This window comes from Dokdonella sp. (genome assembly GCF_036518555.1).
GTDB lineage: Bacteria > Pseudomonadota > Gammaproteobacteria > Xanthomonadales > Rhodanobacteraceae > Dokdonella_A.
In genome coordinates this window covers 16,865-31,638 of sequence record NZ_DATDMY010000227.1, presented here as the reverse complement: position 1 = coordinate 31,638, position 14,774 = coordinate 16,865, and the positions used below count along the sequence as shown (strand labels likewise).

The 14,774-nt window shown below is 70.3% G+C and carries 13 protein-coding genes; 6 read left to right on the top strand and 7 right to left on the bottom strand.

What is annotated here, in order from left to right; all coding sequences use genetic code 11:
* Positions 1 to 155: 155 nt before the first annotated feature.
* The 6 genes from VI238_RS12660 to VI238_RS12635 all read left to right on the top strand — a co-directional run bounded on the left by VI238_RS12660 (position 156) and on the right by VI238_RS12635 (position 9,704).
* Entirely contained in the window at positions 156 to 1,265 is a 1,110-nt protein-coding gene (locus VI238_RS12660) for an ABC transporter permease (RefSeq protein WP_331651896.1), read from the top strand.
* Complete coding sequence (locus tag VI238_RS12655) at positions 1,262 to 2,113, top strand: ABC transporter ATP-binding protein (protein WP_331651894.1); 852 nt, start codon at positions 1,262 to 1,264, stop codon at positions 2,111 to 2,113. Before VI238_RS12660 ends, VI238_RS12655 begins: the two co-directional genes overlap by 4 nt.
* Before the next feature lie 16 nt (positions 2,114 to 2,129).
* Positions 2,130 to 3,074, top strand: coding sequence for an MlaD family protein (locus tag VI238_RS12650; protein ID WP_331651892.1), 945 nt, complete (start codon positions 2,130 to 2,132; stop codon positions 3,072 to 3,074).
* On the top strand, positions 3,071 to 3,703 hold the full coding sequence (locus VI238_RS12645; RefSeq protein ID WP_331651890.1) for an ABC-type transport auxiliary lipoprotein family protein: 633 nt from the start codon (positions 3,071 to 3,073) through the stop codon (positions 3,701 to 3,703). The genes VI238_RS12650 and VI238_RS12645 overlap by 4 nt, the downstream gene beginning before the upstream one ends.
* Before the next feature lie 186 nt (positions 3,704 to 3,889).
* Complete coding sequence (gene mgtE, locus VI238_RS12640) at positions 3,890 to 5,332, top strand: magnesium transporter (RefSeq protein ID WP_331651888.1); 1,443 nt, start codon at positions 3,890 to 3,892, stop codon at positions 5,330 to 5,332.
* 91 nt (positions 5,333 to 5,423) lie between these two features.
* Positions 5,424 to 9,704, top strand: a complete 4,281-nt coding sequence (locus tag VI238_RS12635; RefSeq protein ID WP_331651886.1) for a PAS domain S-box protein — start codon at positions 5,424 to 5,426, stop codon at positions 9,702 to 9,704.
* 108 nt (positions 9,705 to 9,812) lie between these two features.
* Here the strand turns inward: VI238_RS12635 and VI238_RS12630 are convergent, their stop codons facing one another.
* From VI238_RS12630 to VI238_RS12600, 7 genes are all read right to left on the bottom strand, one after another.
* Positions 9,813 to 10,094, bottom strand: coding sequence for a hypothetical protein (locus VI238_RS12630; RefSeq protein ID WP_331651884.1), 282 nt, complete (start codon positions 10,092 to 10,094; stop codon positions 9,813 to 9,815).
* A gap of 212 nt (positions 10,095 to 10,306) precedes the next feature.
* Positions 10,307 to 10,831, bottom strand: coding sequence for a response regulator (locus VI238_RS12625; protein WP_331651882.1), 525 nt, complete (start codon positions 10,829 to 10,831; stop codon positions 10,307 to 10,309).
* Between the two features lie 23 nt (positions 10,832 to 10,854).
* A complete protein-coding gene (locus VI238_RS12620) occupies positions 10,855 to 12,141 on the bottom strand; it encodes an ATP-binding protein (RefSeq protein WP_331651880.1) in 1,287 nt (428 codons plus the stop codon).
* A 111-nt stretch (positions 12,142 to 12,252) separates the two neighbouring features.
* The gene (locus VI238_RS12615; RefSeq protein ID WP_331651878.1) at positions 12,253 to 12,921 is read right to left on the bottom strand and encodes a response regulator transcription factor; all 669 of its coding nucleotides are present in this window, start codon (positions 12,919 to 12,921) and stop codon (positions 12,253 to 12,255) included.
* A gap of 122 nt (positions 12,922 to 13,043) precedes the next feature.
* Entirely contained in the window at positions 13,044 to 13,454 is a 411-nt protein-coding gene (locus VI238_RS12610) for a YciI family protein (RefSeq protein WP_331651876.1), read from the bottom strand.
* 66 nt (positions 13,455 to 13,520) lie between these two features.
* Positions 13,521 to 14,033: a DUF1697 domain-containing protein gene (locus VI238_RS12605; protein ID WP_331651874.1), complete on the bottom strand. Its 513-nt coding sequence runs from the start codon at positions 14,031 to 14,033 to the stop codon at positions 13,521 to 13,523.
* Between the two features lie 61 nt (positions 14,034 to 14,094).
* Positions 14,095 to 14,742, bottom strand: coding sequence for an alpha-ketoglutarate-dependent dioxygenase AlkB family protein (locus tag VI238_RS12600; RefSeq protein WP_331651872.1), 648 nt, complete (start codon positions 14,740 to 14,742; stop codon positions 14,095 to 14,097).
* Positions 14,743 to 14,774: the final 32 nt, after the last annotated feature.

The window sequence follows — 14,774 nt, the reverse complement described above, 5'->3', positions numbered from 1 at the left end:
GCGCGTCTTGAGCTCGGCGTCGCCGCCGATGCGTTGCGTGAACCCTGCCATGTCCATCGCGCAATGATGCCGCGCGGGCGCGCCGATTGGCGAGCATTCATGTTCTCCACCCGGGGTGCGTTTGCGATCATCGGCGAGCCTGCTAGCCTTGGACGATGAGCGCTGCAGGGACCGCCACACTCCGCCACGGCAAGGACGGCGATGTCGTCGCCGCCGCCGGCGACTGGACGCTCGCGGCCGCACCCGCGCTCGCCGCCCAGGTCGCCGCCCTCGCGCGCAAGCACGGCGAACGCCTGCGCGTCGACGCCAGCGGCATCGGTCGGCTCGACACCGCGGGCGCGCGGCTGCTGCTGGACCTCGCCGGCGACCGCGGCGTCGACGGCCTCGATGCGAAGCGCCGCGCGCTGGTCTACGCGGTCGCCAAGGCCGACGTCGCGACGAAGGCGCCAACGAGGGGCGACGCCGGCCTCGTCGCGCTGCTCGCGCGCACCGGCGCCGCGGCCGAACAGGTCGCGCGCGACGCCTGGCAGCTGCTCGGCTTCATCGGGCTCGTGCTCGCGACGCTCGCGCGCACCGCGTTCGCGCCGCGGCGCTGGCGCCTCACGCCACTCGTGTTCCACCTCGAGCAGACCGGTCTCGACGCGGTACCGATCGTCGTGCTGCTCAATTTCCTCGTCGGTGCGGTCGTCGCGTTCCTCGGCGCGACCGTGCTGAAGGACTTCGGCGCGACGATCTTCACGGTCGAGCTCGTCGGCTACTCGTTCCTGCGCGAATTCGGCGTGCTGCTCACCGCGATCCTCATCGCCGGCCGCTCCGGAAGCGCCTTCACCGCACAGATCGGGTCGATGAAGTCGCGCGAGGAGATCGACGCGATCCGCACGCTCGGCCTCGACCCGGTCGAGGTGCTCGTGCTGCCGCGGCTGCTCGCGCTGCTCGTCGCGCTGCCCGTGCTCGCGTTCCTCGCGATGCTTGCCGGCATCGTCGGCGGCGCGCTCGTGTGCGCATTGAGCATGGACATCTCGCCGACGATGTTCGTGACGCGCTTCCACGATCTCGCCGCGACGCGCCATTTCTGGGTCGGCATGAGCAAGGCGCCGATCTTCGCGTTCCTGATCGCCTCGATCGGTTGCCTCGAGGGCTTCAAGGTGTCGGGCAGCGCCGAGTCGGTCGGCTCGCACACGACCTCGAGCGTCGTGCAGTCGATCTTCGTCGCGATCCTCGTCGACGCGCTCGCCGCGATCTTCTACATGGAGATCGACGTATGAACGCGGGGTCGGAATCGAACGATCGCGTCATCGAAGTGCGCGGGCTGCGCAACCAGTTCGGCGCGCAGGTCGTGCACGACGGCCTCGACCTCGACATCCGGCGCGGCGAGATCGTCGGCGTGGTCGGCGGCTCGGGCAGCGGCAAATCGGTGCTGCTGCGCTCGATCATCGGCCTCAACCGCCCCGCGGCGGGCAGCGTGCAGGTGCTCGGCACCGACATGATGCACGCGAGCGACGCGCAGCGCGTCGCGGTCGAACGCCGCTGCGGCGTCCTGTTCCAGAACGGCGCGTTGTTCTCCTCGCTCTCGGTCGCGGACAACGTGATGGTGCCGATGCGCGAGCACCACGACCTGCCGCCCGCGCTGATGCAGCGCTTCGCGGCGCTGAAGATCGCGCTCACGGGCCTGCCGCCCGACGCCGGCGCGAAGTTCCCGTCGCAGCTGTCCGGCGGCATGGTCAAGCGCGCCGCGCTCGCCCGGGCCATCGCGCTCGACCCGGACATCCTGTTCCTCGACGAGCCGACCGCCGGCCTCGACCCGATCGGCGCGGCCGCGTTCGACCAGCTGATCCTGACCCTGCGCGAGAGCCTCGGCTTGACCGTGTTCCTCATCACCCACGACCTCGACACCCTCTACACGATCTGCGACCGCGTCGCCGTGTTGTCTCAGAAGCGCGTGCTCGTCGCCGGGCCCCTCGACGAAGTCGAGCGCTGCGACGATGCGTGGGTGCGCGAATACTTCAAAGGCCCGCGCGGACGCGCGGCGATGCAGGCGGGCGAACGCTCGGCTGCGCAACGCACCCGCGCCGGTCGCGCGGAGCCGGCTCCCACCGGCCCGACTCGCGGCTGACGCACGGAGAGATCGCATGGAAACCCGCGCCCACCACGTCCTCATCGGCGCCTTCACGATCGGCGCGTTCCTGCTCGCGCTCGCGTTCGTGCTGTGGATGTCCAAGACCGGCGCCGACACGCGCTACGCCGACTACGACATCGTGTTCACCGAAGCCGTCACGGGCCTCTCGGTCGGCGGCCTCGTGCAGTACAACGGCATCAAGGTCGGCGAGGTGCGCGAGCTGCACCTCGCGAGCGACGACGCACGCAAGGTGATTGCGCGCGTGCGCCTCGACGCGAGCGCACCGGTGCGGCAGGACACGCGCGCGAAGCTCGCGCTGCAGGGCGTGACCGGGCTCGCGTTCATCCAGCTCTCGGGCGGATCGCCGAGCAGTCCGCCGCTGCTGCCGACGCGCGAGCGGCCCGTGCCGGTCATTCCGTCGGAGGAATCCGCGCTGTCCAAGCTGCTCGCTTCGGGCTCGGACATCGTCGTGACCGCCAACGACCTGCTGCTGCGCATGAGCGAGATGCTGTCGGCCGAAAACGTCGATCGCGTATCGGCCACGCTCGAACACCTCGACCAGCTCAGCGGCGCGCTGGCCGACCAGCGCGGCGACATCGGCACGGCGGTGCACCAGCTCGCCGAGGCGACCACGGCGCTGAAGAAGACGCTCGCGACGATCGACACGATGGCGAATACGACCAACACGCTCGTGCGCGACGACGCGCGCAGGCTCGTCGCGACCGCCGACGCCGCACTCGCTTCGGTCAACAGGATGGCCGAATCCGCGGGCCTGCTGGTCGAGGACAACCGCGCCGCGATCGGCGCGTTCAGCAACCAGGGCCTGCGCCAGATCGGCCCGACCGTGCTCGAGCTGCGCGAGACGCTGCGTTCGCTCAAGCAGCTCAGCGACAAGCTCGGCGCATCCGACAGCCTGCTGCTCGGCCGCGACCAGCCCAAGGAGTTCCAGCCGAAATGAATGCCCGCCTCCGTGTTCCCGCGCTGCTGCTCGCGCTGCCGCTCGCGGCCTGCTCGTCGCTGTTCAACGTGCAGTGCACGCCGTTCACGATCTACTCGCCGAAGCTCGCCGCGCCGGCCGCGCAGGCGGCGACTGCGCGCGTCGACTGGCAGCTCGCGGTGGAGACCCCGCTCGCGAGCGATGCGCTCGACACGGTTCGCATCGTCGTGATGCCGAGCCCGGGCGTGATCGAGGTCTACCCCGGCGCGCGCTGGAGCGACAGCGCACCCGCGCTGTTGCGCAACCTCATCGTGCAAGGCTTCGAGCGTTCGGGCCGCATCGCCGGTGTCGGCAGCTCGGCCTCGGGCCTGCGCGCGGACTACGCGCTCGGCATCGCCCTGCACGACTTCCAGCTCGAGATGGACGGCGCGGCGCATGCCGTGATCCGCTTGCAGGCGCGCCTGCTCGACTACACCACCAACCGCGTGCTCGCGACGCAGGCGTTCAGCGCCGAAGCGCCCGCGGCAGGCCATGACGCCGCGGCCGCGTTCGCGGCGTTCGAGACCGCGCTGAACCAGCTCGTGCCTCAGCTCGTCGACTGGACCCTGCGCGAGGGCGAGGTCGTGCGCGCCGCGAAGAAGCGCGGTTGAGGGCGGGAGCCGCGCGGCTCGACGCGCCCTCCCGCGAGGGGCGGCACCCGCCGCCATCGTGCCTGACCGGTTCCCCTCGCGCGCCGCAACGGCGACAATAGCGGTCGGGGAACCGAGTTCCCCACCACCTGCATCCGTCCCGCGCGCCCGGTCCCGACCGCGCGCGCGCACCTGCCCGCGCCGGCCATGAGCGAAGTCGAAACCCGCAACCCGCATACGCCATTGCAGGGCCAGCTCGCGCGGGTCATCGAACTGCTGCGCCGCCAGCACCTGGTCGAGGACCTCGCGCACCGTCAGCAGGGCGACCACCACGACCTCGTCGAGAGCCTCGTCCATCGCCAGCACGTGGCCGAGCTGCAGCGCGAGATCGACGGCCTGCACCCGGCCGACATCGCCTACATCCTCGAGGCGCTGCCGCCCGAGGAGCGCCTGGAGGTCTGGCACCTCGTCAAGGCCGATCGCGACGGCGAGATCCTGCTCGAAGTGTCGGACGCGGTGCGCGAATCGCTGCTCGCGGACATGGACAAGCCCGAGCTCATCGCGGCGGCCGAGCAGCTCGACGCGGAGGAGATCGCCGACCTCGCCGAGGACCTGCCCGAGGACGTGCTGCAGGAACTCATGCACCGCCTCAACGCGCAGCAGCGCGAGCGCGTGCAATCGGCGATGTCGTGGGAGGACGACCAGGTCGGCGCGATCATGGATTTCGACATGGTCACGATCCGCGAGGACGTCACGCTCGAAGCGGTGCTGCGCTACCTGCGCCGCCTGAAGGAACTCCCCGAACACACCGACAAGCTGTTCGTCGTCAACCAGGACACCGTGCTCACCGGCGTGCTGCCGATCCGCTGGCTGCTCGTCAACGACCCCGCGAAGGACGTCTCGGAGGTCATGGCGAGCGACGCGAACACGTTCCGCCCCGAAGACGACGTCGCCGAGACCGCGCAGGCGTTCGAGCGCTACGACCTCGTCACCGCACCCGTCGTCGACGCGAACGGCAAGCTGATCGGGCGCGTCACGATCGACGCGATGGTCGACGTGATCCGCGAGGAGAGCGACGCCGAGGTGCGCGAGCGCTTCGGCCTGCGCGAGGACGAGGACATCTTCGCCTCGGTGTGGAAGTCGCTGCGCAACCGCTGGGCCTGGCTCGCGATCAATCTCGTCACCGCGTTCGTGGCTTCGCGCGTGATCGGCCTGTTCGAGGGCTCGATCCAGAAGCTCGTCGCACTCGCGACCCTGATGCCGATCGTCGCGGGCATCGGCGGCAATTCGGGCAACCAGACCATCACGATGATCGTCCGCGCGCTCGCGCTCGACCAGATCAGCCCGACGAGTGCGAAGCGCCTGCTGCGCAAGGAGCTCGGCGTCGCCATGATCAACGGCCTGATCTGGGGCGGCGTGATCGGGCTGGTCGCCTGGCTGCTCTACCGCAATGTCCAGCTGGGCCTGGTCATGACCGCAGCGATGACCCTCAACCTGCTGCTCGCGGCGCTGATGGGCGTGCTGATCCCGATGACCCTGCTCCGCTTCGACCGCGACCCGGCCATGGGTTCGAGCGTGATGATCACCGCGATCACCGACAGCGGCGGCTTTTTCATCTTCCTCGGCCTCGCCACGCTGTTCCTCGTCTGAAGGAATGCCCAAGGCCGTGCGCGCGGTCGCTGGACGGCGCGGCGATCTCGTAGCACTCTCGGAGCCGTCCCAGGGAGCTCGAACGCGAGCCATGGCCCAGACGTTCACATCGATCGGCGATGACGGCGACGACTGGTCGCCACCCGCTCCCATCGAGGCGCTGCGCGAACTCGCGCAGGCTGCGGCGGCCGCGTGCGACGGCGCGATCGGGTTCGTCGCCTGGCCGGACCACGACGTGCTCGTCGCGAGCGTCGAAGGCGTCGCGGATGCGTCGCTGCGCAGCGCCATTCCGCTGCTGCTCGAGCGCGGCTCGGCGCCGTCCGGACCGGCGGAGATCGCCGGGACCGAAGGGATCGCCGTGGTCGACGCGTCGGGCGCCACGCCGGGCGGTCGCCGCGTCGCCGCGGCCGTCCTGCCTGCGGGCGAACACGATCCGGTCGGCCTGATCGGCGTCGTCGATCCGCGCACCGGCGACGCCGCCGCGACGCGCTCGCTCGCGGGCCTGCGCGAGATCGCTTGCCGCCAGTTCGCCCTCTACCGCGACCTCGCCGGTCGCGGGCCCCTGGCACGGTCCTCGCGCAGCCCGATCGTCGCGCGACCGACGGACGAGGCGCTGCGCGCGGAATCGGTGCGCCTCGAGCAACGCTTCGCGGAAGCGCTCGTCGAGAGCATGCCGGGGATCTTGTATCTCTACGACGCGCGCGGGCGTTTCCTGCGCTGGAACCGCCACTTCGAGCAGGTTTCCGGTTACGGCACGCTCGAGATCGCGCGCATGCATCCGCGCGCGTTCTTCCCTGCCGCGCAGCGCCTGTCGCTGGAAGCGAACATCGCCGAAGTGCTCGCATTCGGCGCGTCCTCGTTCGAGGCCGCGCTGCTCACGAAGGACGGCCGGGAGATCCCCTACTTCTTCACGGGCAAGCGCGTGGAGTTCGACGGCCACCGCTGCCTCATCGGCATCGGCATCGACATCTCCGAACGCGTGCGCGCCGAGCGCGAGCACGAGGCCAGCGAGCGACGCTTCCGCGCGCTGTTCGACTGCGCGCCGGACGGGATCCTCGTCGCGACCCCCGGCAGTGTCTACCTCGAAGCGAACGAGAGCGCGTGCCGCATGCTCGGTTACCAGCGCGACGAGCTCGTCGGCCTCGGCGCGGCCGACATCGTCGCGCCGACCGAGCTCGACCACGTCGCCCCCGTGATCGACGCGATCCGCAACAGCGCCGTGCACCACCGCGAATGGTCGCTGCGGCGCAAGGACGGCACCACCTTCCCCGCCGAAGTGATCGCGACGCTCATGCCCGACGGCAACCTGCTCGGCATGCTGCGCGACGTGACCGAGCGCCGCCGGGCGCAGGAGGAACTGCGCCGCAGCGAGGATCGCTTCCGCGCGATCTTCGAGAAGGCGGGCGTCGGCATCGCCCTCGTCGACGTGCACAGCCGCCGTTTCGTCCGCTGCAACCGTGCCCTCGCCGACATGCTCGGCCACACGCCGGAAGGACTGTGCCGACTCGGCGTCGACGACGTCAGCCATCCCGAAGACCTCGTGCTTCAGCGCGCCTTCACGCAGCGGCTCATCGATGGCGCGCTCGACCGCTACCGGATGGAGAAGCGCTACCTGCGCAAGGACGGCAGCGAAATGTGGGGCCTGCTGACTGCTACGCTCGTGCGCGAGGGCGACGGCCAACCGCACTTCATCGTCGGCATGGTCGAGGACGTGACCGAACGCCGCGCGCTGCACGCCGCGCTCGAGGAGGCCGAGAGGCGCGTCCGGCAGATCACCGAGCACATCCCCGCGGTGTTCTTCCTCGCCGATGCACGCAGCGGCGAATGCCTGTACGTGAGTCCCGCCTACGAACGCATCTGGGGTCGCAGCTGCGAGAGCGTGTACCGCTCGCCGAACTCATGGCTCGATGCGGTCGTGCCCGGCGACCCGAACCCGATGATGCGCGACGGCCAGCCGCTCGATGCGAGAGCGAACCTCGATTTCGAGTACCGCATCGTGCGGCCCGACGGCGCGATCCGGTGGATCCATTCGCGCAGTTTCCCCGTGCTCGGCAAGGACGGCCGGGTGCAGCAGATCGCGGGCATCGCCGAGGACATCACCGAAGCCAAGGAACAGGAATCCCGCATCGCGCGCCTGACGCGCATCCGCGCCGTCATCGGCGCCTTGCACTCGGTGATGCTGCGCGAGCCCGACCGCGAGGCGCTGCTGCAGGAGGCGTGCCGCGTCGCGACCGTCGAAGGCATCTTCGAGATCGCCTGGGTGGCCGCCCCGCGCGACGGCGCCGAAACGCCCGCCGTCCTCGCCGTCTCCGACGAGGGCGCGCGCGAGTTCATCGCGACCAACCTGGACCTGCTGCGCGCGGATCACTTCGCCATGCGCGCGCTGGCCTGGCGCAGACCGGTCGTGATCAACGACTTCACGGCCGACGCGGCGCTCGCGCGCGTGCGCGAGCGCCTGCTCGAGCGCGAATGCCGTTCCGGCGCGGCGTTCCCGCTCTACTCGCACGGCGAGGTCGTCGCCGCGCTCGTGCTGTTCGCGCGCGATCGCGACGTGTTCGACGACGAGGAGCTCGGCCTGCTCGGCTGGGTCACGAGCGACCTCTCGTACGCGCTCGAGCACATCGAGAACGCGCAGAGGCTCGAGCACCTCGCCTATTTCGACGCGCTGACCGGCCTTGCCAACGCCGCGCTGTTCCGCGACCGCCTCGCGCAGTTCGTCGCCGCGGCCGCCGCGACCCACGACAAGGTATGCGCGGTGATCGTCGACCTCGAGAACTTCACGCGCCTCAACGACAGCCTCGGCCGCGAATGCGGCGACGAGATCCTGCGCGCGGTCGCGAAGCGGTTCGAGCAGCGCCTCGAAGAGCCCTACGCGCTCGGCCGCATCGGTGCCGATACATTCGCGATCGCGCGACCTGGGAGCGGCGACCGCCTCGCGACGCAATTGCTCGAGCAGCTCAACGGCGCGCTGCGCGACCCGTTCGAGGTCGGCGGACAGGCGATCCCGGTCAGCAGCCAGGCCGGCATCGCCCTCTACCCCGACGACGCCGACGACGAGGTCGGCCTGTTCAAGCATGCCGAAGTTGCGCTCAAGCTCGCCAAGTCGAGCGGTGCGCGGCAGATGTTCTATTCGGCGAAGATCAGCCACCGCATCGCCGCGCGGCTCGACGCCGAGGCCGAACTCCAGGCTGCAGTCGCCGCGCAGCAGTTCGTGCTCCATTACCAGCCGCGCGTGGACATGGTCAGCGGCCTCGTCGTCGGTGCCGAGGCGCTGATCCGCTGGCAGCATCCGGAACGCGGGCTGGTACCTCCGGAGGAGTTCATCGCGCTCGCCGAGGAAACCGGCCTCATCGTGCCGATCGGCGCGTGGGTCATCGACGCGATCTGCGCCCAGCAGGCGGCGTGGCTCGCCGCCGGCGCCGCGATGGTGCCGGTCGCCGCGAACATCTCGTCCGTGCAGCTCGATCGCAGCGACGTCGTGCGCACCGTGCGCGAAGCGCTCGCGCGCCATTCGCTGTTCGCACGCCACCTGCATCTCGAGCTGACCGAGAGCTCGGTCATGAAGGATCCCGAGGCGGCGGCGGACGTCCTGCGCGGCCTGCGCGAACTCGGCGTCGGCCTCGCGCTCGACGACTTTGGCACCGGCCATTCCTCGCTCGCCTACCTCAAGCGCTTCCCGTTCAGTCGCGTCAAGATCGACCGTACGTTCATCTCGGACATCACGCACAGCGCGGAGGACGCGGCGATCGCGTCGGCGATCATCGCGATCGCGCACCGCATGGGGCTCAAGGTCGTCGCCGAAGGCGTCGAGACGCAGGGCCAGTTCAACTATCTCTCGATGCAGGGATGCGACGAGATGCAGGGCTACTATTTCAGCCCGGCGGTGCCGGCGGAGATGTTCGAGGACTACCTGAGCAGCGGCCGCAGCATCCGCCTCGTGCCGCGCGCGAACGAGGAACGTCGCACCGTGCTCGTCGTCGACGACGAGCCGGGCATCCGCACGGCCTTGACGCGCATGCTGCGCAGCGACGGTTATCGCGTGCTCACCGCGGCGAGCGGCGACGAGGGCTTGCACGTGCTGTCGCTCAACACGGTGCAGGTGATCATCTCCGACCAGCGCATGCCGGGCATGTCGGGCACCGAGTTCCTCGGCAAGGTGAAGGACCTCTATCCCGAGACGATGCGCATCATCCTGTCCGGCTACACCGAGATCGACGTCGTCACCGAGTCGGTCAACCGCGGCGCCGTATTCCGCTTCCTCACCAAGCCGTGGGACGACGACCTGCTGCGCGAGCAGGTCCGCGACGCGTTCCAGCGTTACCGGCCGAGGCCGACCAGCGGCGGCGAAGGACACGACGTCGAACGCGGCTAGCGGCGGCGGGAAGTGCGCGCGCCGGAACGTGCAGGCCGACGTGGTCCGTCAGGAACAGCGCGTCCCGCGAGCGCCCGGGCGGCAGCGACGGACGCCGCCGACGGCCGGCTAGAAGGTGACCGTCGCGCGCACGATCGATTCGTCGTCCGCGCCGCCATGCTCGATCCGGAAGGCGCCTTCGCCCGCCGGCGGGGCAATGCCGGCGGCGGCGAAGGCTATCGCGCGCGGAACGCGCGCGAATGTCACTGAAGGGGTGGCGCCGCCCGAGCATGCGACATGCACGGGACCGGAAGCGCGGTCGCGCGGAGCGTCGGACGCCACCTCGCGATCGATACCGGAAACCGTGCAGGAGTCGACGAGGGTCAGGCTCACCGACAACTGCTCGAACACGGCGCCTGCGCGTGCGTCGCACCCTCCTGCCGCGAGCAGCATGATCGCCGCGACGCGCAGGATTCCGCTGTTGCACACACCCTTCATGCTTGCTCCGGTCGATCGCGAACTTCGCGAACGATGCTACGCGGGCGCACCGGCCGGGTCAGTCCGGTCGCCTACGTATGCGTAACATTACCTATGCCGCGATCGCGCCGGCGGCGCGCCGCGCTTCAGAGCGGATCTTCGCTGCTCAGCACGATCGAGCCGTCGTCGTCCTGCTCGACGTGGGTCACGCGCGCGGCGACCGCCTCGGCGAGCACCGACTGGGTGGGCGCGCCCGCCTGGCGCTGGCTGCGCGGGCGCGCGCGCCCCGGCCGCAGCAGCGCGACGACCGCGTCGGCGAACTCCTCGTCGGTCCACGGCTTGCCGATGAAGCGCGCGAGCTGCACCTCGTTGACCGCCGCGATGATCGCGTCGCGATCGGCGTAGCCCGAACAGATCATGCGCGGCACGGCCGGCTGCAGCTCCATCATCGCCGACAGGAACTCCACGCCGTCCATGCTCGGCATGCGATAGTCGCTGATGACGAGGTCGAAATCCTGTTCCTCGCTGCGCTCGAGCGCGCGTTCGGGCGACGTGAACGCCTCCACCTTGAGCGCGTCGCCGTCGAGCCGGCCGACGTCGATCGAGGCGAGGCAGCGGCGCAGGGCGTTGAGGATGTTCGGTTCGTCGTCGACGAGCAGGATGCGGTACATCGGAGTCTCCCGTTCGAAGCCGGTCAGTGCGGCTGCGCGATCGGCAGCTCGATGCGCAGCAGCGTGCCCTGGCCCGGCGTGCTCGATACTTCGATCGTGCCATGGTGCTTGGACACGATGCCGTAGGAAATCGCGAGCCCGAGGCCGGTGCCGCTGCCGACCGGCTTGGTCGTGAAGAAGGGATCGAACACGCGCGGCAGCACGTCCGCCGGGATCCCCTCGCCGTCGTCGCCGATGTCGATGCGCACGCGGTCGCCGGCGACGGACGTCGTGACCGTGATGATGCCCTGCTCGCGGATCGCCTGGCCCGCGTTCATGAGCACGTTCATGAACACCTGGTTGAGCTCCGACGGCAGGCATTCGACCAGCGGCAGCTCGCCGAAGGTCTTGACGATCTGGGCCTTGTACTTGAGCTCGTTCCAGATGATGTTGAGGGTCGAGTCGAGGCCGCGGTGGATGTCGGCCTTGATCCAGTCCTCGGAGCGCTCCTTGCGCGCGAAATCCTTGAGGTCGCGCACGATCTTGCACACGCGATCGATGCCCTCGCGCGATTCGCTGAGCAGCTGCGGCACGTCGCCGGCGAGGAAATCGAGGTCGAGTTTCTCCCGGATCGATTCCGCGGCCGATGCGCCGGGGCCGCCGGCGAGCGCCGCCTCGTACGACTGGATCGCCGAGAACAGCTGCGAAATGTAGCGCTGCAGCGTGCTCAGGTTGGAATTGACGTAGCCGATCGGATTGTTGATCTCGTGCGCGACGCCCGCGGCGAGCTGGCCGATCGAGGCGAGCTTCTCCGATTGCATCACCTGTTCCTGCGCGCCCTGCAGCTGCGCGTACGCGACCTCGAGCTCGCCGTTGCGCGCATGCAGCTCGGATTCGCGCAGGCTGTCCTGGGTGATGTCGCGCACGGTCATGCCGAACAGCTCCGGGCCGACGCGCGAAAGATGCACGAGCAGGATCTTGTGCTGGCCGCGGCCGACGTCGAGCACGACTTCGCCGCTCCAGCTGCCGTGCATGCTGCACAGGTGCAGCGCGCCGCTGCTCAGCAGTTCGGGATGCCAATCGGCGACGACCGCGAGCGGGCGATCCGGCTTGTCCAGCGCGCACAGCCGAGACAGCACGCGCGCGGCCGGATTCGCGTAGCGCACCTGTTGCGCGGCATCGAACAACACGGTCGCCGTGGGCATCGCATCGACGAGGGCGCGCAGGTACGCTTCCATGGCGTCAGCGGAAATGGCTTCCGCGGCCGACGCCGCGGGCGCGGCGGGAACCTGCGCGGCGAGCGGCGCTTGAAAACGGATGGCAGTCGACATGGATCCCGTCCCCGGTCCGTCGCCGCGCGAACTGCGCAAAGGCGACACTGGCGACCATCGTAGGTCCGGGTGGCCGACGCGCGTAATGCGGACGAGTGCGTATACGTAGCCTCACGTATCTTCGCTCCGTATCCGCCGAGCCGGTGCCGACGCGCCGACGAGCAGGTGCATGCGGATGAGGTCGGCGAGGCTTTCGGCCGCGGTCTTCTCCATGATCCGCCCCCGATGGATCTCGATCGTCCGATGGCTGCCGCCGAGGGTGCGCGCGATCTCCTTGCTCGTCTTGCCGGCGACGATCCAGTCGAGCACTTCGCACTCGCGCGGCGTCAGCGTCGCGAGCCGGCGCGCGAACTCGCGCCGTCGGCGTGCCTCGTCGCGATGCAGCGCCTGGCGCTCGATCGCAGTGCGCACGCGGCGCAGCAGGTCGTCGTTGTCGAACGGCTTTTCGACGAAATCGACCGCGCCCGCGCGCATCGCGGCGACGGCCACCGGGATCTCCGTCGCGCCGGTGAGGAAGATGACCGGCAGGTCCGGCGCGCGCCCGTGCAGGTGCGCCTGCACCTCCAGCCCGCCCATGCCCGGCATGCCGACGTCGAGGACGACGCATCCGGCGACGTCGAGCGGCTCGCGCGCGAGGAACGCTTCGCCCGTCGCGTAGACCTCGGTGCGCAGCCCCGCCCCGGCGAACAGGCGCCGCAGCGCCGCGCCCATCGGCTCCTCGTCGTCGACGACGAACACGACCGGCTCCTCGCGCGTCACGGCCGTCGCGTCCGCTCGCATACCGGGCTCTCGTTCAGGCATGACGGCGCCTCGTCGTCGATGCGACAAATGCTACGCCGTTTACAACCGAAGTTGGAAACGGTCGCCGCAGGCACGGCCCGGCGCGACCGTACCGGTGCGCCTCACGGCCTGTCGTCGCCCCGCTGGCCGCGGTGCGGCGGCGTTTCGCAGCCGTGCACGTCGGCGCGCGCGGGGGCGTGCTCGATCGGGCGGATCTCGTACGACAGGCCGTAGCGCAGGCACGGGTTGCCGGCGGCGAGCGCGGCCGCCTCGTCGAGGCTCGGCGCGATCACGAACCAGTATCCGCCGATGACTTCCTTCGCCTCGCCGAACGGCCCGTCGACGACGCCTTGCCCGCGCGTGACGATGCGCCGCGCCGGCGCAAGGCGCTGGCCACGCCTCATCCGGCCTGCAGCGACGAGACCGTCGAGCCAGACGTAGAACGAATCGATCGCGCGCTGGATGTCCTCGGGTCGCGCGTCGGCGTCCCATTGTCCACGCGACAACACGAGGAATTCACGGTCAGCGGTCATCGCCGGGCCCGGGCGTGGCGGAGCGCTGATGGTAAACCCCACGCGCGCGCCGATGCACCCTGCCGCTCATGCGACCGCGCACTTCCTCACGGTATCCAGCGTGCGGGTCGTGATGTCCTTGCCGAACGCGCGCTCGAGCAGGTTCATGAACACCGGTCCCTTCGCGCCCGGCACGTAGACGGTGAACACCTCCGCGCCGACGCGCGCGAGGATGCGCGCGCCGTCGCGTTCGATCGGCAGCGCGACCGCGGGCGCGCCGTCGCGCAGGAACGTGACGACGCGCTTCGCGGCCGGCGGCAAGCGGAAGGCCGCGAACGGATCGGCGTCGATGAGCGCCTGCAGCGCATCGACGGGCCGCACGATCGTCCCGAAAGATCGGCCCAACCCGGCCTGCATCGCGCGTTCGGCCTTGCGCTCGAGGCTCGCCGCGCGCGCCGCGCGCGTCGTGAACGCGACGTTGCCGCTCGACAGCAGCGTCCTCACGTCGTCGAAGCCGGCCGCCTCGAAGCAGCGCTGGAGCTCCGGCATCCTGCAGTTCTGCGGACTGACGCCGCGCAGGAAGGCGACATAGCGGGCCATGCGGGCGTGGGGTCGATGTGGGGACGTCGATGCTAGCGCGGATCGCGCCGCCGCGAAGCGCTCAGGCGGTGCGCGTCGCGATGCGACGGAACGTGAGGTTGATGCGCGGCCCGGCGACGCGGGTGCGACGCGGCAGCGCGTGCTGGTACAAGCGCTGCGTGGCCCCGGCCATCACGAGCAGACTTCCGTGCGCGAGCTCGATCGACAGCGCGGCCTCGCGCGTCTGCCGCGAGCGCAGGCGGAACGTGCGCGGCGCGCCGAAGCTCGCGGACGCGATGACGGGCTCGGCGCCGAGTTCGGGCTCGTCGTCGCTGTGCCAGCCGACCGTGTCGCGGCCGTCGCGGTAGAGGTTGGCGAGCACGCTGTTGAACCCGAGTCCGAGACGTGCCTGCAACGCGTCGCGCACGCGCGCGACGCTCGGTGTCCACGCCTGCGGCGCGAAGCGTGCGCCGGAATAGGCGTAGACCGCGTCGGCATCGCCGATCCAGCACGACAGGCGCGGCGCGTCGAGCTCGCGACCGAACAGGCGCAGGCGATGCGGCGCCCAAGCGATCTCCTCGAGCAGCGCGAGGTACAGCGCATCGGCCTCCGCGCGCGGCCACGCCTGCGCGGCGTAGCGCAGATCCGCGCCCGGCAGGTCGAGCGCATGCAGTTCGCGCGCGTCGGGCGGCGACGCGGGGTCGTCGCCGAACAGGTCGAAGGCGGCCATGCCGGCATGATCGCACGCCGCGCCGGTCGGCC